Origin of the sequence: Paraburkholderia sp. BR14312 (assembly GCF_040948675.1) — a bacterium.
Lineage (GTDB): Bacteria > Pseudomonadota > Gammaproteobacteria > Burkholderiales > Burkholderiaceae > Paraburkholderia > Paraburkholderia nodosa_A.
In genome coordinates, this window is record NZ_JBFPKI010000006.1 from 34,841 (window position 1) to 61,353 (window position 26,513).

23 protein-coding genes and 1 pseudogene are annotated in these 26,513 nt (G+C 68.0%); 17 read left to right on the forward strand and 7 right to left on the reverse strand.

Annotation, left to right across the window (positions count from 1 at the left end):
• Window positions 1-191 precede the first annotated feature (191 nt).
• A complete protein-coding gene (gene fabG / locus AB3X98_RS17795) occupies window positions 192-908 on the reverse strand; it encodes a 3-oxoacyl-ACP reductase FabG (RefSeq protein ID WP_069265799.1) in 717 nt (238 codons plus the stop codon).
• Window positions 909-979: 71 nt separating this feature from the next.
• Window positions 980-1,240: a phosphopantetheine-binding protein gene (locus tag AB3X98_RS17800; RefSeq protein ID WP_069265977.1), complete on the reverse strand. Its 261-nt coding sequence runs from the start codon at window positions 1,238-1,240 to the stop codon at window positions 980-982.
• Between the two features lie 527 nt (window positions 1,241-1,767).
• Here AB3X98_RS17800 and AB3X98_RS17805 point away from each other — a divergent pair.
• The 12 genes and pseudogenes from AB3X98_RS17805 (at window position 1,768) to AB3X98_RS17860 (ending at window position 15,956) form a co-directional block, all read left to right on the forward strand.
• Complete coding sequence (locus AB3X98_RS17805; protein WP_368602372.1) at window positions 1,768-2,424, forward strand: hypothetical protein; 657 nt, start codon at window positions 1,768-1,770, stop codon at window positions 2,422-2,424.
• A gap of 68 nt (window positions 2,425-2,492) precedes the next feature.
• A complete protein-coding gene (locus AB3X98_RS17810) occupies window positions 2,493-4,232 on the forward strand; it encodes an AMP-binding protein (protein WP_368602590.1) in 1,740 nt (579 codons plus the stop codon).
• Window positions 4,229-5,134, forward strand: a pseudogene (locus tag AB3X98_RS17815) (acyl-CoA synthetase); the annotation flags it as partial. The gene AB3X98_RS17810 and the pseudogene AB3X98_RS17815, both read left to right, overlap by 4 nt.
• A 218-nt stretch (window positions 5,135-5,352) precedes the next feature.
• A complete protein-coding gene (locus tag AB3X98_RS17820) occupies window positions 5,353-5,922 on the forward strand; it encodes an outer membrane lipoprotein carrier protein LolA (RefSeq protein ID WP_368602591.1) in 570 nt (189 codons plus the stop codon).
• Window positions 5,922-8,465, forward strand: a complete 2,544-nt coding sequence (locus tag AB3X98_RS17825; RefSeq protein ID WP_368602373.1) for an MMPL family transporter — start codon at window positions 5,922-5,924, stop codon at window positions 8,463-8,465. Before AB3X98_RS17820 ends, AB3X98_RS17825 begins: the two co-directional genes overlap by 1 nt.
• Window positions 8,462-9,322, forward strand: a complete 861-nt coding sequence (locus tag AB3X98_RS17830) for a polysaccharide deacetylase family protein (RefSeq protein ID WP_368602374.1) — start codon at window positions 8,462-8,464, stop codon at window positions 9,320-9,322. Before AB3X98_RS17825 ends, AB3X98_RS17830 begins: the two co-directional genes overlap by 4 nt.
• A gap of 30 nt (window positions 9,323-9,352) precedes the next feature.
• A complete protein-coding gene (locus AB3X98_RS17835) occupies window positions 9,353-10,558 on the forward strand; it encodes a beta-ketoacyl-[acyl-carrier-protein] synthase family protein (protein ID WP_368610294.1) in 1,206 nt (401 codons plus the stop codon).
• Window positions 10,559-10,563: 5 nt separating this feature from the next.
• On the forward strand, window positions 10,564-11,391 hold the full coding sequence (locus AB3X98_RS17840) for a beta-ketoacyl synthase chain length factor (protein ID WP_368602376.1): 828 nt from the start codon (window positions 10,564-10,566) through the stop codon (window positions 11,389-11,391).
• Window positions 11,388-11,906, forward strand: a complete 519-nt coding sequence (locus AB3X98_RS17845; protein WP_368602377.1) for a hotdog family protein — start codon at window positions 11,388-11,390, stop codon at window positions 11,904-11,906. The genes AB3X98_RS17840 and AB3X98_RS17845 overlap by 4 nt, the downstream gene beginning before the upstream one ends.
• A gap of 22 nt (window positions 11,907-11,928) precedes the next feature.
• Window positions 11,929-12,222 (forward strand): hypothetical protein, encoded by a 294-nt coding sequence (locus AB3X98_RS17850; RefSeq protein WP_028202427.1) that lies wholly within the window; start codon window positions 11,929-11,931, stop codon window positions 12,220-12,222.
• Window positions 12,223-12,518: 296 nt separating this feature from the next.
• The gene (locus tag AB3X98_RS17855) at window positions 12,519-14,864 is read left to right on the forward strand and encodes a putative bifunctional diguanylate cyclase/phosphodiesterase (RefSeq protein WP_368602378.1); all 2,346 of its coding nucleotides are present in this window, start codon (window positions 12,519-12,521) and stop codon (window positions 14,862-14,864) included.
• A gap of 126 nt (window positions 14,865-14,990) precedes the next feature.
• Window positions 14,991-15,956 carry a chemotaxis protein gene (locus tag AB3X98_RS17860; protein WP_069265805.1) on the forward strand — a complete coding sequence of 322 codons (966 nt, stop codon included), beginning with the start codon at window positions 14,991-14,993 and terminating at the stop codon, window positions 15,954-15,956.
• 152 nt (window positions 15,957-16,108) lie between these two features.
• Here the strand turns inward: AB3X98_RS17860 and AB3X98_RS17865 are convergent, their stop codons facing one another.
• On the reverse strand, window positions 16,109-16,894 hold the full coding sequence (locus AB3X98_RS17865; RefSeq protein WP_368602379.1) for an aspartate/glutamate racemase family protein: 786 nt from the start codon (window positions 16,892-16,894) through the stop codon (window positions 16,109-16,111).
• The gene (locus AB3X98_RS17870) at window positions 16,891-18,135 is read right to left on the reverse strand and encodes a D-amino acid dehydrogenase (protein WP_342949048.1); all 1,245 of its coding nucleotides are present in this window, start codon (window positions 18,133-18,135) and stop codon (window positions 16,891-16,893) included. The genes AB3X98_RS17865 and AB3X98_RS17870 overlap by 4 nt, the downstream gene beginning before the upstream one ends.
• A 271-nt stretch (window positions 18,136-18,406) precedes the next feature.
• Here AB3X98_RS17870 and AB3X98_RS17875 point away from each other — a divergent pair, with 271 nt between their 5' ends.
• The 5 genes from AB3X98_RS17875 (at window position 18,407) to AB3X98_RS17895 (ending at window position 24,069) form a co-directional block, all read left to right on the forward strand.
• Window positions 18,407-19,573: a branched-chain amino acid ABC transporter substrate-binding protein gene (locus AB3X98_RS17875; RefSeq protein ID WP_368602380.1), complete on the forward strand. Its 1,167-nt coding sequence runs from the start codon at window positions 18,407-18,409 to the stop codon at window positions 19,571-19,573.
• A gap of 16 nt (window positions 19,574-19,589) precedes the next feature.
• Complete coding sequence (locus AB3X98_RS17880) at window positions 19,590-20,489, forward strand: branched-chain amino acid ABC transporter permease (RefSeq protein ID WP_069265809.1); 900 nt, start codon at window positions 19,590-19,592, stop codon at window positions 20,487-20,489.
• 3 nt (window positions 20,490-20,492) lie between these two features.
• Window positions 20,493-22,352 carry an ATP-binding cassette domain-containing protein gene (locus AB3X98_RS17885; protein ID WP_069265810.1) on the forward strand — a complete coding sequence of 620 codons (1,860 nt, stop codon included), beginning with the start codon at window positions 20,493-20,495 and terminating at the stop codon, window positions 22,350-22,352.
• On the forward strand, window positions 22,343-23,104 hold the full coding sequence (locus AB3X98_RS17890; RefSeq protein ID WP_342949045.1) for an ABC transporter ATP-binding protein: 762 nt from the start codon (window positions 22,343-22,345) through the stop codon (window positions 23,102-23,104). The genes AB3X98_RS17885 and AB3X98_RS17890 overlap by 10 nt, the downstream gene beginning before the upstream one ends.
• Before the next feature lie 176 nt (window positions 23,105-23,280).
• Window positions 23,281-24,069, forward strand: a complete 789-nt coding sequence (locus AB3X98_RS17895; protein ID WP_368602381.1) for a helix-turn-helix domain-containing protein — start codon at window positions 23,281-23,283, stop codon at window positions 24,067-24,069.
• Between the two features lie 27 nt (window positions 24,070-24,096).
• Here AB3X98_RS17895 and AB3X98_RS17900 read toward each other — a convergent pair whose 3' ends face one another.
• From AB3X98_RS17900 to AB3X98_RS17910, 3 genes are read right to left on the reverse strand one after another with little or no spacing between them, the layout of a single operon-like run.
• Window positions 24,097-24,996, reverse strand: coding sequence for a LytR/AlgR family response regulator transcription factor (locus AB3X98_RS17900; protein ID WP_368602382.1), 900 nt, complete (start codon window positions 24,994-24,996; stop codon window positions 24,097-24,099).
• A complete protein-coding gene (locus tag AB3X98_RS17905) occupies window positions 24,993-26,135 on the reverse strand; it encodes a histidine kinase (protein ID WP_342949042.1) in 1,143 nt (380 codons plus the stop codon). Before AB3X98_RS17905 ends, AB3X98_RS17900 begins: the two co-directional genes overlap by 4 nt.
• A complete protein-coding gene (locus AB3X98_RS17910) occupies window positions 26,132-26,509 on the reverse strand; it encodes a DUF2306 domain-containing protein (protein ID WP_069265814.1) in 378 nt (125 codons plus the stop codon). The genes AB3X98_RS17905 and AB3X98_RS17910 overlap by 4 nt, the downstream gene beginning before the upstream one ends.
• Window positions 26,510-26,513: the final 4 nt, after the last annotated feature.

The following is a 26,513-nucleotide window of genomic DNA, read 5'->3' on the forward strand; positions in this document are numbered from 1 at the left end:
GCCGCTGCGCGCGCATAACCGCCCGGGCGGACGTCCGGCGCATCGTGCGCGGGGACGTCGTACCCGGATGCTTCGGCGCTCGCGCCCGTGCTGGTGCCGGGCGCGGAGCGCGACTGCCGCTTTGCGTCGAAGGGTTGCACAGACACTCGTATTTCCTCAGAGGATGCAGCAGCGGAAAACGCGCCGCGTGTTCAAGCCAGGCCGCCGTTGATCGAGAGCACTTGCCCTGTCACATAGGCGGCCGCGTCGGACACCAGGTACGCCACCATGCCCGCGACTTCCTCGGGCTGGCCGGCGCGCTGCGCGGGCACGAGCTGCTTGATGCGCTCGGCGGGAAACGCGTGCTCCGCCATGGGCGAAGCGATGATACCGGGCGCCACGGCGTTCACCGTGATGCCGCGCGAGGCCAGCTCCAGCGAGAGCGATTTCGTTGCGCCGATCAGCCCGGCCTTCGCGGCCGCGTAGTTCGCCTGGCCGCGATTGCCCATCACGCCCGCGAGCGAGGCGATGTTGACGATGCGCCCGTGGCGCGTACGGATCATCGGCATGAGGAGCGGCTGGGTCACGTTGAAAAAGCCGTTGAGCGAGACGTCGATCACGCGGCGCCATTGCTCCCGGCGCATGCCTACCAAGGGCGCGTCGTCGTGAATGCCCGCGTTGTTCACCAGGATCTGCACGGGCGCGTCGTCCACGAGCCGCGCGAGCGCGGCTTGGGCCGCGTCGGCGTCGGTCACGTCGAAGGCGATGGCGTGTGCGCTGCCGCCCGCCGCGACGATGCGCTGCGCGACGGCTTCGGCCTCGGCCAGACGCCGGTTCGCGTGCACCCAGACCTCGTGGCCCGCCTGCGCGAGCGCCACGCTGATGGCCTGCCCGAGTGCGCCGCTGCCGCCTGTCACGAGTGCACGCATGGGTTTTCCTCCCTCAATCCTGGCCAGGTCCTGGCCTGCGCCGGCAGTCATGGCACTACGCGCCGCGCACGTCAGCGCACCCGGTGCGCCGCGACGTAGGCGGCCAGCGAGCCGAGCGTCGCGAAGATCTTTTCGTTTTCCGGATTGTCCGAGCGCAGCTCGAAGCCGTACTTCTTCGAGATCAGCAGCGCAATTTCCAGGATGTCGATCGAGTCGAGCCCGAAGCCTTCGCCGTAGAGCGGAGTGTCGGCGCCCACTTCGTCGAGCGAGACATCTTCGAGATTCAGCTCTTTCACGATCTGCGTGGCGAGCTCTTGTTCCAGTGCGTTCATCATGCGTGGGCTCTCCGGGCGTGCGGGCCGAAAGCGCCGGCCACCCGTTTTTAGGGTTCGTTTGATGTAAAAGTTACCAGGATTCTAAGTGAAGGGTATCGGTGCGTATACCGTGCTCCCAGCCGAAAGGGTTACAGAGGGTCGGTGCCAGGCGCCGCGCTTTTTTGGGATCGGAACGCGCGAGACGCTTGCACGGCTTCGGGCCTGTCCGGATCGGACAAAAACCCCGCCTGACGCGATTCCGAACATTCAGTTACAAACCGGCATCCGGCAGGACAGGTGATCGGGTCCCGCCAATCTTAAAATGTGCGTGCCTGACCATACTTGCAAGAAACCGGCCCGATACTTGCGTTTCTTAAGAGGATTCGGGGCGCTTGCCTTACCCTACGATTCACTTACGAGTCCATTTGCGATATTTGCCAGATGCCCTCTTTGCTTAGCCAGACCGCCCTGGGTCGCACCGGGGCCGACCGCCCGCCGGCGCCCTGCGCACGGCCCTCTGGCGCGCGCGTGCGCGGAGGCGGGCGGTGAGCGCCGTGGCTGCGGCAGCGCGCGCGGCGCTGGGTGTGGCGGCCGTGGCCGCCTGGCAAATCGGCGCGCACTACGCGGTCGCGACGCCCGGCGCGCACGGCTTCGGCCTGGCCATGGCGCTCGTGCCCCCGCTCGCGATCGCGCTGGCCGCCGCCGCGCGTTCGCCGCGCCGGGCGTGGCTGCTGCCGCTGTGGACGCTCGTGGTGCTCGCGCTGTGGTTCATGCGCACGCCGCTTGCTTTGCACTTTGAGTGGGGACTGTATCTGGAGCATGTGAGCTTCAACCTCGCGATGGCGCTGCTGTTCGGGCGCACGCTCGCGGCGGGGCGCGTGCCGCTTTGCACGCAGTTCGCGTCGATGATTCACGGCGGCGCGCTGACGCCGTCCGTCGCGCGCTATACGCGCCAGATCACGCTCGCATGGACGGTTTTTTTCGTCGCGATTGCCGGCGTTTCGACGCTGATGTTCGCGGTTGCACCGATCGTCGCGTGGTCGACGTTCGCCAACTATCTGGCGTTGCCGCTCGTGGCGGTGATGTTCGTCGCCGAGCACGCATGCCGGCGTTTCGTGCTGCCTGGCGAGGCGAATGCCGGCATGCTCGACGCGATTCGCGCATACCGGCAGGCGACCCAGGCGCACGCGGAGCATTCCTGATCATGGACGCCGCTCGCCAGCCTGAATCAAAGCAGGGAACAACGCAGGAATCCGTATTGACTGAAGTTATGCAGACTCATCCGCTCGTTTTTCATACGTCGCCCGATCAGGTCATGGCCTGGCGCGACGGCGCGCCCGTCACGGTGCGCGCGTTCCTCGCCGATGTCACGCGTGTGGCCGCGGCACTGCCGGCGGGCGGCCACGTATTCAACGTCTGCCGCGACCGCTACCGCTTTACCGTGGGCCTGTGCGCGGCGCTCGTCTCTGGCCGCATCAGCCTGCTGCCCTCGACGCAGACGCCGGAAACGGTGCGCCAGCTCGCCTCGTTCGCACCCGACGCGTTCTGCCTGCACGACGCGCCCGATTGCGCGATCGACCTGCCGCGTTTCGCGTATCCCGAAGCCCGGCAGGAAGCCGACGGGCACGCGCCGTTCGCCGTCCCGCGGATCGACGCCTCGCGCGTCGCGGCCTACGTGTTCACGTCGGGGTCCACCGGCGCGCCGGTGCCGCATGCCAAGACGTGGGGCGTGCTGGTGGCGGGCGTGCGCGCGTCGGCCGAGCGGCACGGCCTGCTCGCCGCGCGCGACTGCACGATCGTCGGCACGGTGCCGCCGCAGCACATGTATGGCTTCGAAGTGACCGTGTTGCTGCCGCTGATCGGTGGCTTCGCCTTCAGCAACCGGCTGCCGTTCTATCCCGTCGATATCCGCGACGAACTCGAAGCCGTGCCGCAGCCGCGCGTGCTCGTGACCTCGCCGATCCATCTGCGCGCGCTGCTCGCCACCGATCACGCGCTGCCGCCGGCCGAGCTGGTGCTATCTGCCACCGCGCCGCTCTCGGAAAAGCTCGCGCTCGAAGCGGAAACGCGCTTGAAGGCGCCGCTCGTCGAAATCTACGGCAGCACCGAAACCGGCCAGATCGCGACGCGCCGCACCGCGAAGGGCGCAACGTGGCAACTGTTCCCGCAGGTTCGCTTCGAAGCGCGCGCAAGCGCGGTCCAGGACGACGAAGGCCCCACTATGTGGGTTTCGGGCGGCCACGTGGAAGAGCCGGTGCCGATGGGCGACGCCATCGAACTGCTCGACGCGCAGCGTTTCCTGCTGCACGGGCGCAAGGCGGACCTCATCAACATCGCGGGCAAGCGGACCTCGCTCGCCTACCTCAACCATCAGCTCAACGCGATTCCTGGCGTGGTGGACGGCGTGTTCTTCATGCCAGCGCACCTCGAGCACGATGCGCATACGGGACACGACATCGTGCAGCGCCTCGTCGCGCTCGTGGTCGCGCCCACGCTCACGCTTGCCGATCTGCAGCGCGCGCTGCGCGAGCGCATCGATCGCGCGTTTCTGCCGCGTCCGCTGCTGTTCGTCGATTCCCTGCCGCGCAACGACACCGGCAAGCTGCCGCATGACGTGCTCGCGGCGTTCGTCGCGCGGCAGATGCGCGGCGGCCTCGCGCCGGCGGCGCAGGACGCGGGCGACGCTCTATCCGAACCCGCAACCACGCTTTCGTTCGCGATTCCCGCCGATCATCCCGCGCTGCCGGGCCACTTCCCGGGTCACCCGATCGTGCCCGGCGTCGTGCTGCTCGATCACGCCATCGACGCGATCGGCGACGCGCTGAACCGGCCGTTCACCACGTTCAAGCTCAGCACCGCGAAATTCCTGAGCCCGGCCGCGCCTGGCGAAACGCTCGACCTCGCCTGGGACGCGGCGGCGAGCGGCGCGATCCGCTTCACGCTGCGCGCGGGCGCGCGCGATGTCGCGAGCGGCGTCATCAGCGACGAGAAAACCGGAGCGCAGCCATGACGAAGCGCACCGACTGGGCGAACCAGCAGGAGCGCAGCAATACGCTGCTCCTGCGCATCATGACGTGGCTCTCGCTGCGCCTCGGCCGCCGCGCGGGCCGCGTGCTGCTGCATTTGATCGCGCTGTATTTCGTGCTGTTTTCGCCGCGCGCGTGCGCCGCCTCGCGCGATTACCTGCGCCGCGTGCTGGGCCGCCCGGCCCACTGGCGCGACATCTACCGCCACGTGTTTACATTCGCGTCGACGATTCACGACCGCATTTACCTGGCGAACGCGCGCTTCGACATGTTCGATATCCGCCCGCACGGCCATACGCTCGTGGACGAGACGCTCGCCAAGGGGTGCGGCGTGTTCCTGATGGGCGCGCATCTCGGCAGCTTCGAGATCGTGCGCGCGCTCGGCCGCACGCGGCCCGACCTGCGCGTGGTCGTGACGATGTACGAAGAGAACGCGCAGAAGATCAACGCGACGCTCGCCGCCGTGAATCCCGCGGCGAAGCCCGAAGTGATCGGGCTCGGCCAGGTTGGCTCGATGCTGAAGGTGCACGAGCGTCTCGACCAGAACTGCATGGTGGGTATGCTCGCGGACCGCACGCTGCTCGCCGACGACGCCGCCACCATGCGCCGCATGGCGTTTCTCGGCGAACCGGCGGCGTTCCCGCTCGGGCCGCTCTACATGGCCGCGATGCTCAAGCGCCCGGTGCTGTTCATGACGGGCCTGTATCGCGGCGGCAATCGCTACGACGTGCACTTCGAAACGCTGGCGGACTTTACCGACGTGCCGCGCGAGTCGCGCCAGCGCGCCATCGACGCGGCGCTCGTGCGTTACGTGACCCTGCTCGACCGTTATTGCCGCCTGGCGCCGTACAACTGGTTCAACTATTACGACTTCTGGCAGGGCGGCAGGCAGGGCGCGATGGTTGGCGCACCGGCATCGGCAACTGCGGCGGCGAGCACTGCAGCGCGTGCGCCGGCCACGGTGCGCCGCCGCGAGACGCGCCCCCATGCCGAGCTACCCGTGCACGAGGTGACCGACGCATGAGCGCGAACCGCCGTTGCGCAACCTTGCGCGCGCGCTGCCAGCGTGCGCTGGCGAGCGCCGCTTTCCTCGCCGCTTCCGTCATGACGGCGGCCGCGCCCGCCGCGCTGGCGCAGGCCGCCGAAACCGCGCAGCCCGCGTGGACGCTCGACCGCCTGATGTCCACGCTCGCGCAGCGCAAGTCCGGCCGTGCGAGCTTCACCGAGACGAAGTACCTCTCGATTGCGACACAGCCCGTGGAGTCGTCGGGCGAACTCGTGTTCGTCGCGCCCGACCATCTGGAAAAGATCACGCAGAACCCGAAGCCCGAGCACCTCGTGGTGGACGGCGACATGCTCACCGTGCAGCGCGAGAACCACAAGTACACGCTGGCGCTCGCGCGCTATCCGGAACTGGGCGCGTTCATCGAGAGCATCCGTGCGACGCTCGCAGGCAACCGCTTCGCGCTGGAGCAGGTGTACAAGGTCGCGCTCACGGGTGAGGGCGACGACTGGACGCTCACGCTCACGCCGCTCGACTCGCGCATGCGCAAGGTAGTGAGCACCATCACGATAGACGGCACGCGCGACGCGATGCGCAGCGTCGCGATCCAGCAGGCAGACGGCGATCATTCGGTGATGCGCCTGCATGCCCTTTCCGCGGACGCGAACTGATGGACCCGCGCGCCCATCCGGTCCTTGCGCGCGGCGTCGCGCTCGTTCAGCGCCGCGCCGTTGCGGTGTGGCTGCTGTGCCTCGTCGCGTGCGCGGTGGCGATCGGCCGCGCGAACTTCACCGCCGATCTCTCGGCGTTTCTGCCGCGCTCGCCGAGCCCCACGCAGCAAGTGCTCGTCGATCAACTGCGCGACGGGCTGGCGTCCCGGCTCATTCTGATCGGCATCGACGGCGGCTACGAGAGCACGCGCGCGGAGCTTTCGCGCCGCGTAGCGGCGAGCCTGCGCGGCGACCCGCAATTCGTGGCGATCCACAACGGCTCGGGCCAGAACGACGCGCGCGACGAGCAGTTCATGTTCGCCCACCGCTATGTGCTGAGCCCCGCGGTCACGCCGCAACACTTCACGGAACAAGGGCTGCACGAAGCGCTGGGCGAGAGCCTCGATCTGCTGACTTCGTCGGCGGGCCTCGTTGCCAAGGACCTGCTGCCGCGCGACCCGACGGGCGAAGTGGCGGCGATGGTCGGCCAGCTCGATAGCGCGGCGCAGCCTGCGAGCCGCGGCGGCGTTTGGGCCTCGCGCGACGGCCGGCGCGCCGTGCTGGTGGCGCAAACGGCGGCCGCCGGCTCCGACACGGACGCCCAGTCCCGCGCCATCGACGCCGTGCGCGCCGCTTTTGCCGCCGCCACGCGCACCTTGCCCAATGCTTCGGCCTACCAGGTATCGCTGACGGGGCCGGGCGTGTTCGGGGTCGCCACGCGCGACGCGATTCGCCACGACGTGGAACGCCTCTCCACCCTGAGCCTCGTGCTGATCGTCGCGCTGCTGCTCACGCTGTACCGTTCGCCGCGCACGCTGGGGCTCGGGCTCCTGCCGGTGTTCTCGGGTGTGGCGGCGGGCATTGCGACGGTTTCGCTCGTGTTCGGCACGGTGCATGGCTTGACGCTCGGCTTCGGCACGACACTGATGGGCGAGGCGGTGGACTACTCGATCTATCTGTTCGTGCAGTCGTCGCAGGGTGGCCCCCGCGGCGCGCCTCAGGGCCGCGAGTCGATGCGCGCATGGCTCGCCGCTTACTGGCCGACCATCCGCCTTGGCGTGCTGACCTCGGTGTGCGGCTTCGCGACGATGCTGTTCTCGGGCTTCCCCGGCCTCGTGCAACTCGGGCTCTATTCGATCGCGGGCCTCGTGAGCGCCGCGCTCGTCACGCGATTCGTGCTGCCGCAACTGTCGGGCGGAGCAGTCGCGATCCGCGATGTGTCGCGTATCGGCGCGGCGCTCGCGCGCCTGGCGCACGCCGCACCGCGCCTGCGTTGGCCGCTCGCGGCGCTCGTGCTCGCCGCGCTCGCGTCGCTCTGGCTGCATCGCGACGACCTCTGGAGCCACGAGCTTGCCGCCTTGAGCCCCGTGCCCGCCGCGAGCCAGGCGCTCGACACGCGCTTGCGCGCGGACGTGGGCGCGCCCGACGTGCGCTATCTCGTGGTGATTCCGGCCGCGAGCGAGCAGGCCGCGCTCGAAGGCGCGGAGAAGGTCGGCGCGCAGTTGGAGCCGCTCGTCGAGCGTGGTGTGCTGGGCGGCTTCGAGAGCCCCGCGCGCTACCTGCCGAGCGACGCCACCCAGCGTGCACGCCTCGCGAGCCTGCCCGGCAAGGACGTGCTCACGGCGCGCCTGCAGGAGGCGCTCAGGAACCAGCCGGTGGATGTGAGGCCCGACGCCTTCGCGCCGTTCCTCGCCGACGTCGAAGCGGCGCGCAACCCGCCGCTCGTCACGCGCGCGGACCTCAAGGGCACGTCGATGGCGCTCGCCGTCGATGCGCTCCTGACCCAGCGCGACGGCCAGTGGAGCGCCATGCTCGCCTTGCGCGCGCCGCGCCATTCACAAGGCGCGCAGGCCGTGAATACGCCGAGCCTCGACGCCAGCTCCGTGAGCGGCGCCGTCGCCCGTGCGAACGTGCCGGGCGCGCTCTTCGTCGACATGAAGGCCGAAGCCGACCGCATGTACGTGGACTACGTGCACGAAGACATTCGCCTCTCGCTCGCGGGTTTCGCCGTCATCGTCGTGCTGCTGGTGTTCGCGCTGCGCTCGTTCTCGCGTGCGGCGAGGGCGCTCGCGCCGCTCGTCGCGGCGGTGCTGGTCGTGGCGGCGGGATTCGCGCTGGCAGGCGTGCCGCTCACCATCCTGCACCTGGTCGGCATGCTGCTCATCGTCGCCGTGGGCTCGAACTATGCACTGTTCTTTTGCAAGCGCGACGACGCAGCGGGCATCACGCCGCGCACGCTCGTCTCGCTCCTCGTCGCCAATCTCGCGACGGTGGCAGGCTTCGGCCTGCTCTCGCTGTCTCATGTGCCACTGCTCGAAACGTTCGGGCTGACGGTGGGGCCGGGCGCGATGCTCGCGCTCGTGTTCGCGGCGATTCTCGCGCCGCCGCTCGTGCACAGCAGCGACGAGGCGCACCTGAGCGCCGATACGCGCGACGAGCGGCGGCACGCTCGCCCGCGTACCGAACCCGCGCAGATGACCCACCCGCACGGAGGCCGCGCATGAATTCGGCTTCGTTGCGCGCTACGCATGTGACGCCCGCGTCCGCCACGGCGCGCCGCTGGAGGCCGTCGCCGTTCATAAGCGGCGCGGTGGCGCTGCACGCGGGAGCGGCCGCCGCCGTGGTCGCGCAGCCGCACGCGTGGCCGTGGGCCGCGGGCAGCGTGGTCGCGTCGCATCTCGCGCTGATCGCCGCGGGCCTGTGGCCGCGCAGCGCGTTGCTCGGCCCGAACTGGACGCGCCTGCCCGAGCACGCGGGGCAGCGCATCGCGCTCACCATCGACGATGGTCCGGACCCCGAAGTGACACCGCGCGTGCTCGACCTGCTCGACCACTTCGAAGTTCGCGCAACCTTCTTCTGCATCGGCGATCTCGCGCGACGCCACCCGCATCTGGTCGAAGCGATCGTGGCGCGCGGCCATGCCGTCGAGAACCATAGCCAGCGCCATCGGCATACGTTTTCAGTCTCGGGGCCCATCGTGATGAAGCGCGAGATCGAGGCGGCGCAGCGCACGCTTGCCGAAATCGCGGGGACGCCGCCGCGCTTTTTCCGCGCACCGGCGGGCCTGCGCAATCCGTTCCTCGAGCCGGTGCTGTGCGGCCTCGGCCTGCACCTCGCGAGCTGGACGCGGCGCGGCTTCGACACCCGCGCGAAAGAGGCCGGCACGGTCACGCACCGCCTGCTCGACGGCCTGGCTGCGCGCGACATCCTGCTCGTGCACGACGGCCACGCGGCGCGCGACGCAAGCGGCAAGCCGCTCGTGCTCGACGTGCTGCCGCCGCTCCTGCGCGCCGCCGCCGAACGCCAGCTCCAGTGGACCACACTGCGCGCGTGCCTCGACGGCGAAGCCGGTCAACCCTGATTCCACCGCTGCGCAAACGGAACGACTGACGTGAAACCACTGATCCTTTCGCATTTCACCGCTACCAGCTGCCTCGGGCGCGGGCTCGACGCGACGCTCGACGCGCTGCGCGGCAAGCGCGGGGGCCTCGCGCGCTGCGACTTCGCGCGCGCGGACCTCGATACGTGGATTGGCGAAGTGGCGGGCCTCGAGAGCGAGACGCTACGCGCCGACCTCGCGGACTATGCGTGCCGCAACCACCGTCTCGCGCAGATCGGCTTCACGCAAGACGGTTTCGCCGAACACATTCGGGCCGCCGTCGCGCGCTATGGCGCCGAGCGGGTGGGCGTATTCGTCGGCACCAGCACCTCGGGCATTCTCGAAACCGAAAACGCCTACCGGCAGCGGGACCTGGAAAGCGGCGCGCTCAAGCCGGGCTTTCATTACGCGCAGACGCACAACCCGTTCGCGCTGGCCTCGTTCGTGCGCGCCTATTTTGGCCTGCGCGGCCCGGCCACGTCGATTTCTTCGGCCTGTTCCTCGGGCGCGAAGGTGTTTGGCTCCGCCCGCCGCATGATCGAAGCGGGGCTGATCGACGCGGCCGTGGTGGGCGGCGTCGATTCGCTCTGCCTGACGACGCTGTACGGTTTCAACTCGCTCGAACTGCTTTCGCGCGATCCGTGCCGCCCGTTCGACGTGAACCGCAACGGCATTTCGATTGGCGAGGCCGCGGCGTTCGCCTTCCTCGAGCGCACGCCCGACACGCTGGACGACGACGCCATCCTCCTGCTCGGCGTGGGCGAATCGAGCGACGCGCATCACATGTCGTCGCCGCATCCCGAAGGGCTCGGCGCGCGCGCCGCGATGGCGCAGGCGCTTTCCACCGCGGGCGTGGCCCCAGACGAAATCGGTTACATCAATCTGCATGGCACGGCCACGCCGAGCAACGACGTCGCTGAAAGCCGCGCGATCAACGCACTGTTCGAGCGCACGCCATGCAGCTCGACCAAGGGCGCGACGGGGCATACGCTCGGCGCGGCGGGTGCGCTCGAAGCCGTGATCGCGGCGCTCGCGCTGCGCCATCGTTTCGTGCCCGCCGGCGTCAACACCACGCAGCCGGACGCCGCGCTCGGCCTCGACTACGTGCTGGAAAGCCGCGAAGCGCAAATCGGCGCCGCACTCAGCAATTCATTCGGTTTTGGCGGCACGAATTGCAGCCTCCTGTTCGGGCGCGCGGACCGCGCACATCACGGATGACCGCCATGAAACTTTCCGTATTCATCGAAAGCGTCGGCGTGATCGGCCCGGGTCTCGCCAACTGGCCGCAGACGGCCGACGTGCTCGCCGCGCGCGCGCCCTACGCGAGCGCACGCACGGTGCTGCCGCCGCCGGAGGGGTTGCCGGCGGCAGAGCGCCGCCGCACCGGGGCCGTCGTCAAGACCGCGCTCGCCGTGGGCCACGAAGCCGTCGCGGCGAGCGGTCGCGACGCGACGACGCTTGCCGCCGTGTTCGCGGCCTCGGGTGGAGATGGTCAGAACTGCCACATAATTTGCGACGCGCTGGCAAGCGACGACCGCCTGCTTTCGCCCACGCGTTTTCACAACTCGGTGCATAACGCGCCCGCGGGATACTGGAGCATCGCGACGCGCGACCGGGCCGCATCGAACGTGCTGTGCGCGCACGACGGCAGCTTCGCAGCGGGGCTGCTCGAAAGCGCGTGTCAGGTGGCCGTGGATGGCGTGCCCACCTTGCTGATCGCCTACGACGCCGACTATCCCGAGCCGCTGCACGCGTTGCGTCCCGTGGCCGATGCATTCGGCGTCGCGCTCGTGCTCGCGCCGCAGGCCAGCGCGACGACGCTCGCGCGCCTCGACGTGACGCTCACCGAAGCGCTCGCGACGCCGCTCGCCTCGCCTGAACTCGAAGCGCTGCGCACGAACAATCCCGCCGCGCGTGTGCTGCCGCTGCTCGAAGCGCTCGCGCGCATGGATGCATCCGGCCAACGTGCGAGCGTGGTCATCGACTACATGCCCGAGCTGCGTGTGCAAATCGACGTCGAGCCCGTGGACGCGTCTGGAGAGGGGGCATGACGACGCAAGCCACTCTGCCCGCTACGCTCGCGGACGTGATCGCGAACGCCGCGCCGGGCGCGCCGCTCGACCGCGCATGGATCGCGGCGCGCATACCGCATAGCGGCGCGATGTGCCTGCTCGACGCGGTACAGTCATGGGATGAGACGCGTATCCGCTGCATCGCGACCAGCCATCGCGATCCGCACAATCCGCTGCGCTCGCGCGGCCGCCTTGCGGCGGTGTGCGGCGTGGAGTACGCGGCGCAGGCCATGGCGGTGCATGGCGCGTTGCTCGGCGCACTGGACGGCGCAGAGGCCGAGCGTCCGCGCGTCGGTTTTCTTGCGAGCGTGCGCACGGTAGTGGCGCATATCGAGCGCCTCGACACGCTCGCCGCGCCGCTCGCGATCGAAGCCGAACGCGTGAGCGGCAGCGGCAACACGGTACTCTATGGTTTTACGGTGCGCGGCGAGGGCCGCGTGCTGCTTACGGGACGCGCGGCAGTCATGCTCGACGCGTCCGCAGTCATTCGATGACAATACAAAAGGGAGCCCGATGATGAAATCCAAACGGTTCATACTTGCCGCGCTCGTGCTGGGCATGGCCAGCACGATGGCGCACGCCGACCTTCACGAAGTGAAGGAGAACATCAAGCACGACTCGAAGGAAGCGGCCACGAAAACCGGCCACGCCGCACGCGACTTCGGCCACGCCACCGCGCACGCGGCGAAGACGGTGGGCCACGGCATCGCGCATGCGTCGCGCGAAGGTTACGAGGCCACCAAGCGCGCGACCAAGCGCGTGTTCCACAAGGACGGCAGCGGCGAAAGCAGCGAGAAGAGTCAGGCGTAAGGCGTTTTTTGCGATGTACCGGCGCGCGTAGGCGTTTACCCTCGCGAACCCCTACGCGCCGCCCATACCCCTCCACCCGGCGCGCCTTCCCGTCCGCGCCCTGTTATCCGGCTCGCCGCCGGCCCGTACCTTTCGCCCCAACGCTTCAAGAATCGCGCCGCCCTTGCCGTTAACGCAGGGGCGGCGCAATCGCTCGCCTGACGGCGAGCGGTTTGCCGCGCACCACATTAGAGATCGAGCCGGCCGCGGGCGCTACCTGCACCACAGGCACCGCGGCAACAAGAGGGGAAGAAGGTATGGTCTATTCCCAAGCGGCGGGAGCGTTCGGCGCAGCGGGATCACGGGGCGGTCAGTCGGAGGTGTCGAAAGAATCGGACGGGGCAACCAGCGGGGCCGCGAACGGAACCGATGCGGCGCTCGCACAGGAGCGCAGCGTATTGCGGCTGGTGTCGCGCAGCATGCCGCTGCCGGAACTGCTGGCGGAAGTCTGCTGTCGCGCCGGGCGGCTGCTGGGCGCGGGCGCAAACTGTGCGGTCCTGCAACTCGATGCCGACGGCCAGCGCCTGCGCATCGGCAGTGCGCCGAACTTGCCGGCGCAGTATCACGCCGCGTTCGACGGCACGCCGGTCGGTTCCGGCACGAGCCCGTCCGGCACGGCGATCGCCGAGCGGCGCACGATATGCGTGGAGGACTACGAACTCGCGCACGAGTGGGGCGAGTACCGCCGCATCGCGCTCGACAGCGGCCTGCGCGCGGTCTGGACGACGCCGCTCGACGACGACAACGGCGGCGTGCTGGGCGCGCTCGCCGTGTACCAGAGCCGGCCCTGGCGGCCCAGCGCGGCCGAGGAGGCGCTGCTGTGCGACATCGCCCACAGCGTCGCGGCCATGCTCAACCAGCAGACCATGGCCGAGCGTCTCGCGCTCAGCGAGGAGCACCATCGCCTCGTGGTGGACCACCTCAACGAAGGCATCGTGATGCAGGCCCGCGACGACACCGTGCTCGCCTGCAATCGCAGCGCGCGGCGCCTCCTGCGCCTGCCCGAGCACGCTGTCGGCATGAGCATCATGCAGGTGATTCCGCGCGTGCTCGACGAAAGCGGCAAGCCCCTGCCCACCTCGAAGCGCCCGAGCATGAAGGCGCTCGAGACGGGCAAGCCGGTGCTCGGCGAGACCGTCGGCCTCGAACTCGCGGACGGCGAGATCGTCTGGGTGAGCGAGAACGTGCTGCCGATCTTCCGGCCCGGCGAAAGCGAGCCGATTTCCGTGGTGGTCTCGTTCACGGATATCGGGCCCGTGCGCGAGGCGCAGCAGCAATTGCGCTACCTCGCCACGCGCGACGCGCTCACAGGCCTGTACAACCGCACCTTCCTCGCCGATCGCATGCACGCGATGCTGGAGCGCGCTACGTGTTCGGCGAAGCCGGCGCTCCTCTTCGTCGATCTCGACGGGTTCAAGAAGGTCAACGACACGGGCGGCCACGAAGCCGGCGACTCGCTGCTGCGCGACGTGGGGCGGCGCCTCACCGGCTGCGTGAGCGAGGGGGACACGCTCGCACGCGTGGGTGGCGACGAATTCGTGATCGCGGTGTGCTGCTACAAGGGCGTGGACGACCTTGTCGCGCTTGCGCAGCGCGTGCTCGGCGCGCTTGCCGCGCCGTTCGCGGTCGCGGGCAACGAGTACTACCTGGGTGCCTCGATCGGCATCAGCCTGTATCCCGACGATGGCCGCAGCGCCGCCGCGCTCATGCGCAACGCCGATTCGGCCATGTACGCGGCCAAGCAGCGCGGCACCAACCAGTTCCAGTTCTTCACGAACGAGTTGCGCCAGCACCTGCAGCGCCGTTTCCAGATCGAGCGGGGGCTGCGCCGCGCGCTCGCTTCGGGCGAACTGCGCCTCGTCTATCAGCCGATCGTGGATGGCGAAAGCGGCCGCATGATCGGCGCCGAGGCGCTGCTGCGCTGGGAGAGCGAGGAGCTCGGCCAGGTCTCGCCGGTGGAGTTCATCCCCGTGGCCGAGGACACCGGCATGATCATCCCGATCGGCCAATGGGTGCTCGAGCACGCGTGCCGCCAGGCCGCGCAGTGGCGGCGCCTCTTCGCGCCCGACTTCGTCATGGCGGTCAACTTCTCGCCGCGCCAGATCGCGGACGGGCTGGTCGAACAGGTGGAGGGGTGCCTCGCGCGCACGGGCCTCGCGCCCGACGCGCTCGAAGTGGAGATCACCGAAGGCATTCTGATGAGCGACAGCCAGAGTGTGCTGCCTCTCCTGCACGCGCTGAACGCCATTGGCGTGCGCATTTCAGTGGACGATTTCGGCACCGGCTACTCGTCGCTTTCGTATCTGAAGCGCTTTCCGCTGCACCATCTGAAGGTCGATCGCACGTTCGTGGCGGGTCTGCCCGACAACCGCGACTCCGTGGCGATCACCTCGGCCGTCGTGGCGATGGCGCATTCGCTCGGCATGCGCGTGACCGCCGAAGGCGTAGAAACGCCCGAGCAGGCGTCGTTTCTGCGCTCGCTGCGCTGCGAGCGGCAGCAGGGCTACCTGTTCGGCAGGCCAGTGAGCGCCCAGGGCTGCGCGGCGCTCCTGCGCGAGCATGCTGCTGGCCGCGTGCGCGTGCGCGTGCGCGAGGGCGTGTGAGCGTGTCCTGATCCGGCACGCTCGTGCGGGAGCGGCAGGCTCAAGATTTCCCGCGCCAGGCCGTAGACGTTGGCAGAGAGCGGATGCCGGACGCATCGCGCCACACGTAAAGGACACGAGAGAATCATGGATAGCGGCTTCGCAATCGACGAACGAACCCGCCTGACGAGCACGAACCAGTTCGAGCTGCTGCTTTTCCGTCTCGGCGCGGCGCCGGGCAGCGACGTTGGCGAAGTCTTCGGCATCAACGTTTTCAAGGTACGGGAAATTCTGAGCATGCCGGCGATCACGCCGATCGCGGCGTCGTCCCCCTACGTGCTGGGCGCGGCGAACATCCGCGGCCAGGTGATGCCCGTGATCGACCTGCCGCGGCTCATGGGCTGCGAGCCGGTCACGGGCCTGAACATCCTGCTCGTGACCGAATTCGCGCGTTCCACCCAGGGCTTCGCGCTCGAAAGCGTGGACGAGATCGTGCGGCTCGAATGGAGCCAGGTGCTGACCGCCGACGTCACGATGGGCAACCGCGTGACGAGCATCGCGCGGCTCGAGAACGACCCCGAGAGCAAGAAACTCGTGCAGGTGGTGGACGTGGAGCAGGTGCTGCGCGACGTCTTCCCGGCGCAGCACGGCGCGGTCGTGCCGGAGGAGGTGGGCGAGCCCGCGATGATTCCGCCGGGTGCGAAGGTGCTGGCCGCCGACGACTCGGGCTTCGCGCGCGAGCTGATCGGCCAGAGCCTCAAGGCGCTCGGCGTCGAATACACGATGGCGAAGACGGGACTCGAAGCGTGGAAGCAGCTCGACGAGATTGCCAGGAACGCGGAGCGCGACGGCGTGCGCGCGAAGGATCGCATTGCGCTCGTGCTGACCGACCTCGAAATGCCGGAGATGGACGGCTTCACGTTGACGCGCAAGATCAAGGCGGACCCGCGCACCGTGGATATTCCGGTGGTGATTCATTCGTCGCTCACGGGCACGGCGAATGAGGCGCACGTGAAGAATGCAGGCGCGAGCGGCTACGTGGCGAAATTCGCCGCCGGCGACCTCGCGGGGGCGATTCGCAGCGCGCTCGCCGGCAAGCCCATTTACGCCTGATTTCATCAGCGGATGTTCGCGCCGGTGCGCAATGTCTGCGCAAGATCGCCGATGGCGATTACGGCAATCTCGGTGACGTTTCAACGCTGGCCGACCCGCGTGTCGTGAAGGAGTCGATCGATCGTCGCGTTGCTCAGTCGTGCATTAGCGCATCAACGCGCGAACAGGCGCCCCAGCTGCGGCTCGCTATCCTGCACCCCCGCGAGCCGCAGCGCGTGCCACGCCATCGCGTAGTTGCTCGACAGCACGGGCTTGCCGGTCTGCGCCTCGATCTGAGGCACGAGCGCGGCCACGCGCAGGCTGGTGCACGACACGAACACCGCATCGGCATCGTCGTGGCGCGCCAGCGTTTCTATCGCACTGCGAATCGAACCCGCATCGATGCGCGCCACCTCGTTGTCGTCCGCGTGCTCGAACGAAGCCATGCGTGTGACGGCCACGCCGCGCGCCTCGATGTAATCGCGCATGAAGTCGTTGATGGTACGCACGTAGGGTGTAAGAAGCGCCACGCGGCGCACCTTGAGCGCCTTTAGCGCGGCGAGCGCGGCCGTGATCGGCGTGGTGCAGGCAATATCGGGCCGCGCCTCGCGGATGCGTGCCGCAACCTTGTCTTCGCCTATCACCATCGAAGCCGACGTGCAGCCGAACGCCACCACGTCGAGGCGCTCGCCGGGCAGCATGAGGCTCACGGCGGGGGCGATGCGCGCCTCGATTTCCGCGAGGCGAGGCGGCGTGATGTCCGGCGAATTCTCGAGCCGGCTCTCGTAGAACGCCACGCCCGGCTGGCGCAACAGATCGCGCCATTCGTATTCGATCGTATGATCGGTGGCCAGCACGACGAGGCCGATCGCGGCGCGGCGGGCAATGCCGCCGTCGAGCGCGAAGCCGAGCTTCGTGTAGGCATCCTCGTGATCTTGCGGCGGTGCGCTAATGGTCATCTCAGCATCAATCCCGTCATGTCGAGTTCGGGCTCGCGCCCGGCCATGATGTCGGCGAGCAGTTTTGCGGTGCCGCACGACATGGTCCAGCCCATGTGTCCGTGACCCGTGTTCAGAAAGAAGTTGCGATGGCGCGTGCGGCCGATCAGCGGCGTGCCTTCGGGCGTCATCGGCCGCAGCCCGGCCCAGTACGCCGGCTGCGTGTAATCGGCGCCCTGGGGAAAGAGTTCGCGCGCCGCCTGCATCATGGAAGTGAAATCGGCGGGCGTGTGGCGCGTGTCGTAGCCCGCGAAATCCGCAGTGGCCGTGAAGCGCAGGCGCGCGCCAAAACGCGCCCATGCCACGAGGTGATTCTCGTCGACGCCACCCATCTCGGGCGGCCGGTGCCCGGGCCCGCAGGGGAACGTGGCCGAATAGCCCTTCACCGGATAGACCGCGATGCGATAGCCGAGTGGCCGCGCGAGGATCGGCGACCAGGAGCCGAGCGCGAGCACGTAGTCGTCGCCCTGAATCATGCCCGCGCTCGTGCGCACGCCGGCAATGCGGTCGCCGGTGGCTTCGATGGCCTCGATCGGGGCATCGAACACGAAGCGCACACCCATACGTTCGCAAACTTCCTTGAGCCCGCGCGTGAAGCGGTGGGCATCGCCGCTTGCGTCGCTGGGGCAGTAGATCGCGCCCGCGATGCGCTCGCGCGCGTGGGCGAGCGCCGGTTCGCGTGCTGCAACGGCGGCGGCGTCGAGCGTTTCGAGCGGCAGTCCGTTTTCCACGAGGATCGACATGTGGGCGCGGCCGCGCTCGAACGAGGCGGCGTCGCGATAGAGATAGAGCAGGCCGCGGCTGATGAGGTCGTATTCGAGCTGCTCGCGCGCCGTGATCTCTTGCAGTTGATGCTGCGAATAGCGGCACAACTTGACCTTGCGCGAGGTGTTCTCGCGCGAGCGCGCCTCGGTGCAGTTGAGCAGGAATTGCGCGCACCAGGCCCACATATGCGGATCGGCCTTCAGGCGCAGGCGCAGCGCCTGGCCTTCGACGAACAGCGATTTGAGCAGGATTTTCGGCGCACGCGGCGAGGCCCACGTGTACGAGTGCCCCGGCGCGACGAGCCCCGCGTTGGCGAAACTGGTTTCGAGTGCAACGCCTGAGCGTCGCTCGATAACGGTGACGTCGCGGCCGTCGCGCGCAAGGTAATACGCGCTCGTGACGCCCGCGATGCCGCCGCCCAGTACGATGGTCTTCATTCGCACCCCTCCATGCGTGTATACAAATTACCTTCACGCTGCCGCGAGCGCACGTAATTTGTATACGCGCATACCCTAGGCAGTTAAACGGTGACGTGCATCTATCATGGATAAGTCGTTATGCGCCGGTCCCATGCAAGCCGCGCGCCATGAGCGCGCGAGACCTGCAGGGCATCGCACTGGACGAATTATTTCGTTTCGCTAACTGACCGCGCGGGCTCGCCTGCGTTGCGGCATCGCCCGGTCGGGTCCACGCTCAGGAGCCGCTCACATGAATCCTCAGAACAATGGCGCGCTGCACGCAACCCTCGCGCTCACGCTCTTCTCGCTCGCCGCGCTGGCGCCTGGACTCACCCAGGCGCAGACCATCAAGATCGGCGTGCCGGTGCCGCTTTCGGGCAGCAGCGCCGCAGCGGGCACGGATATCCTGAACGGCGCGAAGCTCGCGGCCGCCAAAATCAACGCGGCGGGCGGCGTGCTCGGCAAGCAGATCGAACTCGTGCCCGAAGACGACGCATGCGACGCACAAACGGCGGTACAGGCCGCGCAGAAGCTCGTGGACGCGGGCGTGGTTGCCGTGGCGGGCGGCTACTGTTCCAGCGCGGCACTGCCCGAGTTGACCGCATTCCACCGCGCCGGCATTCCCTACGTGCTCGATGCCTCGACCAATCCGAAGCTCACGGAAATGGGCTACGACAATGTGTTCCGCACGATTGGCCGTGACGACGAGCAAGGGCCTTTCGCGGCCAGCTTCATCAAGAATTCGCTGCACGCGAAGCGCGCGGCAGTGATCGACGACAACACGACCTACGCCAAGGGTCTCGCGCAGAACACGGTGGAATCGCTCAAGAAGATGGGCGTGGACGTGGTCTATGCCGACTCGATCACGCCGGGCCAGATGGATTATTCGCCGACGCTCACCAAGGTTTCCTCGCTCAAGCCGGACGTGATCTATTACACGGGCTATTTCTCCGAAGCGGGTCTGCTCGTGAAGGAAGCGCGCCAGGTGGGCCTGAAGATGACCTTCATGGGCGGCGACGGCACCAATGACCCCACGCTCATGAAGACGGCAGGGCCAGCCGCCGACGGCATGATCATCACGACTGCGCCGCTCGCACAGTTCCTTCCTGGTGCGCACGACTACCTCGATCAGTACAACAAGAGCTATGGTCAGGGGCCGGGGCCGTACTCGGTGTACGAGTACGACGCCGTGGGCGTGACCGCCAAGGCCATCGCCGACGGCAAGTCGGCAAAGCCCGCAGACATCAGCGCCGCGCTGCACAAGATCACGGACTACCAGGGCGCCACGGGAACGATCGGCTTCAATCCGAAGGGCGACCGCAGCCGTGCCGTGTACATCACGGTCGTCGTGCATAACGATCAGTTCGAGCCTTACCAACGCCAGGATGCCAGCGGCAAGTGGGTGGCTATGAAGTAAGCGTACCGGGCCGCTCATGAGCACCTTCTTCCAGTTCGTCATCGAGGGGCTGACGATCGGCTCGTTCTACGCGCTCGTCGCCCTCGGCTACACGATGGTCTACGGCATTATCCGGCTCATCAACTTCGCACACGGGGATCTCTTCATGGTGGGCGCGTTCGTGGGCTGGACCGCGCTCGCCGCGCTCGCGGCCGCTCGCCTGCCGCTCGCGCTCGCGCTGTTCGTGGCCTTCGCGGTGGCCATGCTCGCGACCGGCGTGCTCGGCGTGGCGATCGCGCGCGTGGCCTATCAGCCGTTGCTGCGCGCGCCGCGCCTGTCCATTCTCATTACGGCGCTAGCCGTTTCTCTGCTGCTGGAGAACGGCGTCCTGATTGCCTACGGCGCGGGCTTTCGTACGTACCCGCACCTGCTCACGCATACGGGCTTCGACGTTGCGCAAGTGCACATCACGTTCGCGCAGATCGGCATTATCGCGGCCAGCTTCGCGCTGATGATCGCGCTGTATCTGTTCGTACACCATACGTTCGTCGGTACGGCCATGCGCGCGCTCGCCATCGACCAGGACGCGGCGCGGCTCATGGGCATCGACGTCGAGCGGCTCATCCAGCTCACGTTTTTCATCGGTTCGGCGCTCGCCGCGGTCGCCGGCGTGATGGAAGGGCTCTTCTACACGCAGATCAACTTCTTCATGGGCTTCGTGCTCGGGCTGCGCGCGTTCACGGCGGCCGTGCTCGGCGGCATCGGCAATATTCCGGGGGCGATGGTGGGCGGCTTCCTGATCGGTTTGCTGGAGGCGTTCGGCGCGGGATATGTCTCCTCCCAATGGACCGACGTGTTCGTGTTCGGTGTGCTGATCGCCGTGCTCGTGGTGAAGCCCACCGGGCTATTCGGCGAACGCGTGGTCGAGAGGATGTGAGACATGCGCGCGCGGGCCACGGACACTTCATGGGTCGTTTCCGGCGTGCTGCTCGCGTTGGCGATCGCGCTGCCCAAGTTCGCGAGCGGCTATGTCGTCGATGTCGGGCTCACCATCATCACCTACGCGATTCTGGGCCTCGGGTTGAACATCGTCGTGGGCTATGCCGGGTTGCTCGACCTCGGCTACGCGGCGTTTTTTGCCATCGGCGCCTATACGACGGCGCTGCTGGAAACGCTGCTGCACTTCTCGTTCTGGGCGACGCTGCCGTTCAGCCTGGTGTTCGCGGGCGCTTCCGGCGTCGTGATCGGCTACCCCACGCTGCGCCTGCGTAGCGACTATCTCGCCATCGTCACGCTCGGCTTCGGCGAGATTACGCGCATCGTTGCCACCAATCTCGACATTACCGGCGGCCCGAACGGCATCTACGGCATCGAGCCGCCGAGCCTGTTCGGCTTCGAATTCAGTTCGCCGCGCTCGGTGTATGTGCTGGGCATGGCGTTCTTCATCGTCGTGCTGGTGTTCGCCGTGCGGCTCGGACGCTCGCGCCTCGGCCGCGCTTGGACCAGCATCCGCGAGGACGAAGCCGCCGCCGAAGCGGTGGGTGTCGCGACCCTGCGCGTGAAGATGCTCGCCTACGTGATCGGCGCACTGATCGGCGGCCTCGCGGGCAGTCTGTTCGCCGCGCGCTTCGGCACGATCGACCCCACGGCGTTCACCTATCTGCAGTCGGTGACGATTCTCATCGTCGTCGTGATGGGGGGGCGCGGCAGCATTCCCGGCGTGATACTCGGCGCGCTGATCGTCGCGGGGCTGCCGGAAATGCTGCGCTTTTTGAACCTGTGGCGCATTTTCGGCTTTGCCGTGGCGCTCGTCGTGCTCATGTTGTTGCGTCCGCAAGGATTGTGGCCGGCGCGCGTGAGGCGTGCCGCGCCGCGGCCCGAAGAGGAAACGGTGGCGCACGAAGCGGAAGCCGCGGAAGCGGCGGGCAAGGAAACCGAGGCGGCCGTTTCCCTCGCCGATAGCGGCGGCCTCGAAGCCGCCGCCGCGCGCGAAACCCTGCTCGAGGTGCATGACCTCGAGCGCCGCTTTGGCGGCGTGCGCGCGATTGGCGGCATTACCTTCCAGGTGCGCAGCGGCGAAATTCTCGCGTTGATCGGCCCGAACGGCGCCGGCAAGACCACGGTGTTCAACTGCCTGACGGGCGTAATCCGGCCGAGCGGCGGACGCCTCGTCTGGCGCGGCGAGCCGCTTGGCGGCGGCGCGCCCCATCGCAACGTGCATCGCGGCATTGCGCGTACGTTTCAGGGCATTCGCCTGTTTAACCATATGAGCGCATTCGAGAACGTGCTGATCGGCATGGATCATCGCCTGCACACGGCCCTTGTAGCGGAACTGGTGGGCACGCGCGCCGCGCGCGCCGAGGCGGCCGAGCACGGCGCGCTCGGGCAGCGCTGGCTCGATCTGGTGGGGCTCGGCGCGCGGGCGAGCGAATATGCCTCGGACCTTCCCTATGGCGATCAGCGCAGGCTGGAAATCGCCCGCGCGCTGGCGAGCCAGCCACGCTTGTTGCTGCTCGACGAGCCCGCCGCCGGCATGAACCCAACCGAAAAGCACGCGTTGATGGCGCAGATCCGCCGCATCCGCGACCTGGGCGTGACCGTGCTGCTGATCGAACACGACATGGCGCTCGTGATGGGCGTGTCCGACCGCATCATCGTGATGGACCATGGCGAGATCATTGCTCAGGGCACGCCCGCGCAAATCCAGAACGACCCGGTGGTGATCGACGCCTACCTGGGCACGGCGGAGGAAGACGACGGACCCGACGCCACGGACGGGGAGAAGTCGCTATGGGGGTAGAGACGTCCGACAAACTCCTCGACGTTCGCGACCTGCGCGTGAACTACGGCAACATCGAAGCGCTGCACGGCGTTTCGCTCGATGTCGAGCCGGGCGAGATCGTCGCGCTGCTCGGGGCCAACGGCGCGGGCAAGACCACGACGCTGCGCACCATCTCCGGACTGCTGCGTCCGCGCGGCGGCAGCATCGGGTTCGAGGGGCAGGCGCTCGTCGGGCTGCCGTCGCATCGCATCGTCGCGCTCGGGATCGGGCACGTGCCGGAGGGGCGCCGTATTTTCGGCGGGTTGACGGTCGAGGAGAACCTGCGCCTGGGCGGCTACCTGTTGCGGCGCGATGCCGGCGCGCTCGATCAGGGCATTGCTCAGGCATACGAAACATTCAGCCGGCTGCGCGAGCGCAAGGACCAGCTTGCCGGCACGCTCAGCGGCGGCGAGCAGCAAATGCTCGCGATTGCGCGCGCGCTCATGCTCAAGCCCAAACTCGTGCTGCTCGACGAGCCTTCCATGGGGCTCGCGCCCAAGCTCGTGCGCGCGATCTTCGAAGTGATCGCGCGCATCAGCCGCGCGGGCACGGCGGTGCTGCTCGTAGAGCAGAATGCGCGGCAGGCGCTGCGCATCGCGAACCGCGCCTATGTGCTGGAAGGCGGCCGCGTGGCGCTCGCGGGTTCGGCCCATGAACTGGCCGACGACAACCGCGTGCGCGCCACCTATCTCGGCGGCAGCGCGGCGGCGCAGGAGGGCGGGGCCGTCTAGGGCACCAGATCGGTTCTCTGGAATATTCATTCTACATAGAGAGAATCATTATCGTTCGCATTAGCAATTAGTTATCATCCGATGCAAAATACGAGACACAGCGATGGCCGACGCATCGGGCATAAATTGCGCAAAACGGACATTTTTCTGGAAAATGAGCGAAGGAATATTCGATCGTGGATCAAATATGGCGGCGACCGCTTGAAATCCCGCACCGCAAGCTCGAACGGCCACTCGTGGCGGCAAGCTACCAGTACGACGCTGCCCATAAGGGATCGTGGCTATCGCACGATCAGGGGCGGTTCGTCTTTACGGAGAGCGGGGTGCTACGTGTGACGACGCCCAGCGGCATGTGGACGCTCGGGCCGCAGCGCGGGCTGTGGATCGCGCCGCGCGTGCGCCACGAATTGATCGCGACGAGCGCGGTGAGCCTGCATAGTGTGTCGTTCGAGCCGCAGGCGTCGCCGTGGCCGGAATCCGCATGCCATGCGATGCGGGTTTCACCGCTGTTGCGCGAACTGGTGGCCGCGCTGGTCGAAGACCGCGAGCGCGGCCCGGAGTGCCGCTACGCGCTCATTACGCCGCTGTTGCTCAGCGAAATGCGCAATGCGCGCGAGGCCTTAGGCGGCGGGTTGCCGCTGCCGCTCGACCGGCGCTTGCGGCAGATTTGCGATTTCCTGCTGGCGGCGCCTGCCAACGGCGACTCGCTCGCGACCTGGGGCGAGCGCGTGGGGGCAAGTGAACGCACGCTCGCGAGGCGCTTCAAGGACGAGACCGGGTTGACGTTCGGCCACTGGCGCCAGCAGCTGCGCATCGTCGAGGCCGTGTCGAGGCTCGCCCAGGGCGTGCGCGTGGCGGAGATCGCGGCCGAGCTCGGCTATGCGAATTCGAGCGCGTTCATCTCCATGTTCCGCAAGACGATGGGCGAGCCGCCCCAGCGGTATTTGAAAAGCGAGCCGCGTTGAAGGCGTTTGCCGTTCTCGTGGCGCGCGTCACATCTGCTTGAACAGGTGTGCGTACTGGCGGCTTACATCGAGAGCGCCCGCGTGGCCGCGCAGCCTCAACGTCATCTTCCCGATCGCGCTGACCGAGGCGCATTCCACCTGATCCACGTTGACCACCGTGCCGCGGTGAACCTGCCAGAAGCGCGCCGGGTCCAGTTGCGCGGATAACTCTCGCAGGCTCGTGCGGATCAGCAATTCGCCGCTGTGCGTCGTGACCACGACATATTTGTCGGCTGCTTCGAAGTACAAAACATCTTCCACCGGCACCATGCGGATGTCGTTGCCGCTCGAGGCGCGCAGATATCGCAGCGGGGCCCCGCGCGGGGCGCTTTCCGCATTGCCCGCTCGTGCACCGGCGCGCGCTTCGCGAACGTCCTGGGTGATCGTTTCGAGCTGGCGCAGCACGCGTTGCAGATCGGCCTGCATCTGCGGCGCCTCGGCGTCGTTTGCCGCCGATCGCGCGAGCCGGGCGCGCAGGCGCTCCACCGTCCGCGCGAGCCGCGCGGTCTCCACGGGCTTGAGCAGATAGTCGATGGCCGCGGCCTCGAAGGCTTCGAGGGCATAGGCGTCGTAGGCGGTCACGAACACGATTTGCGGCGGCGCGGCGAGATTCGCGCACGCGCGCGCGACATCGAGGCCGGTCGCGCCCGGCATGGCGATGTCGAGGAACGCGACGTCGGGCGTCAGCGCGCCGATGCGTTCGATGGCTTCCTGGCCGTTGCCGGCCGTTGCCACGATGCGCAGTTCCGGCCACGCGGCGGCCAGTTCGCGTTCCAGGGCGGCGGCGATCAGCGGCTCGTCCTCGGCGATCAGTGCGGTCGGGGTGTCGGGCGAGCGGTGCGAGGCGTCGCCGTGTTGCGCCGTATCTGCGGGCGCGTGGCGTTTCATGATCGGGACTCCTGCACGCTTGCACCAACCGTATCGCGCAGCGGCAGCGGCAGCCGCACCCGCGCAACGAGGCCATGCGGCACGTTCTCGATCAGCGTGAGCGCTGCCTGCTCGCCATAGAGCGCCGCGAGCCGCTCGCGCACGTTCACTAGCCCGACGCCCGCGCCCTGGGTGCCCGGCGTCGCGCCAAAACCCGGGCCCGTATCGGTCACGCTCAGCTCGACATGGTCACCGTCGCGCCGTGCGGCAACGTCGATTCTGCCGCCCTCGAGCGCACCCTGGATGCCATGCTTGAGCGCGTTCTCCACGAGCGGCTGCAACAGCATGGGCGGCACCGGGAGGTCGGCGCAATCGTGCGGCAGGTCGAGCGCGTAGGCAAGGCGCGGGCCGATACGCATGGCATGCACGGCGAGCATCGAGTCGAGCACCTTGAACTGCACCGCGAGCGTTTCGCTTTGCGCGCGCGAGGCCTCGAGCGTCGCGCGCAGGAAGCGGTTGAGGCTTGCGAGCAGTTCGCGCGCACGCGGCGGGTCGGACGCGATCAGGCTGTCGAGCGTCGCCAGCGTGTTGAAGAGAAAGTGCGGCTCGATCTGGGCCTGCAGCGCCTGCAGGCGCGCGCTGAGCGCCGTGCGCTCTGCGGCTTCCTTTTGCCATGCCGTGCGCGCGACCTGTTCGCTCAGCTCGGCAATGCGCGTGCGCGACCAGCCATACCAGGTGACCAGCAGCGTGGCGGTCAGCGCGATCCAGCCGGTGAGCGCGAGATCCTTCGTCGCGAACGCGTTATGCAAGCCGATTCCGAGCACCACGCTCGCGATGCCGCGCCCGAGCGACGCGCCGAGCACGATGGCGAGCACCATCGCCAACGCGAGGCGCGGGCCCGTGAGCGCATTGTGGCGTTGCAGAAAGAAGCGGGCGACGTCGAGCAGCAGCATGATCGAAAGCCCGATCGCCTGGCTGAAGACGAGGTTGTCGATGAAGCGCTCGTGAACGCCAGCAGCGGTGAGCGCGACCGCAATCAGCGCATTGCCTATGACGACGATCACGCCCTCGCGCGCGAACCCGGCGAGCAGGACATTGGCCGTCGGCGCGGGGAGGCGGGCGGCGGCGTTCGGAAACTCGACGTGCATGCCAGGAATCATGCGAACCAGCTCGTGACGATGAGGTTGAGCAACCGGTGCGGCGTCGCAACGGCGGCAAGACCGGCCGCGATGAGGCTGAAGAACGAACCGCGCATGGCGAGGCGATGGCCGCGGACGTTGCCGTGGCGGATCGCCCAGATGGCGCGCCCGACGCTTACGAACGTCAGCAGCGACAGGCCGTGCACCCAGGACAGATGCCCCGGATGCAGCTCGCGGATATCGAACGAGCTGAGCGCGGCGGTAAACATCGTCAGTGCCCAGAGGCGGCCGAGCCACTTGTGCCGCGCGCTGCCCTTTTCGGCCAGCATGACGGCGGTTCCGAGTATGACAGAAAGTGTTGCGGCGACGACGTGCGCAGCAATGATGGCAGACATGCTG

What these genes read in the sequence shown, in the direction of transcription:
- AB3X98_RS17865 (WP_368602379.1), bottom strand. Translation starts at nt 16,894, where the DNA reads ATGACCATTAGCGCACCGCCGCAAGATCACGAGGATGCCTACACGAAG.
- AB3X98_RS17910 (WP_069265814.1), bottom strand. Translation starts at nt 26,509, where the DNA reads ATGTCTGCCATCATTGCTGCGCACGTCGTCGCCGCAACACTTTCTGTC.
- AB3X98_RS17840 (WP_368602376.1), top strand. Translation starts at nt 10,564, where the DNA reads ATGAAACTTTCCGTATTCATCGAAAGCGTCGGCGTGATCGGCCCGGGT.
- AB3X98_RS17850 (WP_028202427.1), top strand. Translation starts at nt 11,929, where the DNA reads ATGAAATCCAAACGGTTCATACTTGCCGCGCTCGTGCTGGGCATGGCC.
- AB3X98_RS17880 (WP_069265809.1), top strand. Translation starts at nt 19,590, where the DNA reads ATGAGCACCTTCTTCCAGTTCGTCATCGAGGGGCTGACGATCGGCTCG.
- AB3X98_RS17825 (WP_368602373.1), top strand. Translation starts at nt 5,922, where the DNA reads ATGGACCCGCGCGCCCATCCGGTCCTTGCGCGCGGCGTCGCGCTCGTT.
- AB3X98_RS17875 (WP_368602380.1), top strand. Translation starts at nt 18,407, where the DNA reads ATGAATCCTCAGAACAATGGCGCGCTGCACGCAACCCTCGCGCTCACG.
- AB3X98_RS17900 (WP_368602382.1), bottom strand. Translation starts at nt 24,996, where the DNA reads ATGAAACGCCACGCGCCCGCAGATACGGCGCAACACGGCGACGCCTCG.
- AB3X98_RS17820 (WP_368602591.1), top strand. Translation starts at nt 5,353, where the DNA reads ATGACGGCGGCCGCGCCCGCCGCGCTGGCGCAGGCCGCCGAAACCGCG.
- AB3X98_RS17845 (WP_368602377.1), top strand. Translation starts at nt 11,388, where the DNA reads ATGACGACGCAAGCCACTCTGCCCGCTACGCTCGCGGACGTGATCGCG.
- fabG (WP_069265799.1), bottom strand. Translation starts at nt 908, where the DNA reads ATGCGTGCACTCGTGACAGGCGGCAGCGGCGCACTCGGGCAGGCCATC.
- AB3X98_RS17890 (WP_342949045.1), top strand. Translation starts at nt 22,343, where the DNA reads ATGGGGGTAGAGACGTCCGACAAACTCCTCGACGTTCGCGACCTGCGC.
- AB3X98_RS17905 (WP_342949042.1), bottom strand. Translation starts at nt 26,135, where the DNA reads ATGATTCCTGGCATGCACGTCGAGTTTCCGAACGCCGCCGCCCGCCTC.
- AB3X98_RS17860 (WP_069265805.1), top strand. Translation starts at nt 14,991, where the DNA reads ATGGATAGCGGCTTCGCAATCGACGAACGAACCCGCCTGACGAGCACG.
- AB3X98_RS17855 (WP_368602378.1), top strand. Translation starts at nt 12,519, where the DNA reads ATGGTCTATTCCCAAGCGGCGGGAGCGTTCGGCGCAGCGGGATCACGG.
- AB3X98_RS17885 (WP_069265810.1), top strand. Translation starts at nt 20,493, where the DNA reads ATGCGCGCGCGGGCCACGGACACTTCATGGGTCGTTTCCGGCGTGCTG.
- AB3X98_RS17830 (WP_368602374.1), top strand. Translation starts at nt 8,462, where the DNA reads ATGAATTCGGCTTCGTTGCGCGCTACGCATGTGACGCCCGCGTCCGCC.
- AB3X98_RS17800 (WP_069265977.1), bottom strand. Translation starts at nt 1,240, where the DNA reads ATGAACGCACTGGAACAAGAGCTCGCCACGCAGATCGTGAAAGAGCTG.
- AB3X98_RS17810 (WP_368602590.1), top strand. Translation starts at nt 2,493, where the DNA reads ATGCAGACTCATCCGCTCGTTTTTCATACGTCGCCCGATCAGGTCATG.
- AB3X98_RS17870 (WP_342949048.1), bottom strand. Translation starts at nt 18,135, where the DNA reads ATGAAGACCATCGTACTGGGCGGCGGCATCGCGGGCGTCACGAGCGCG.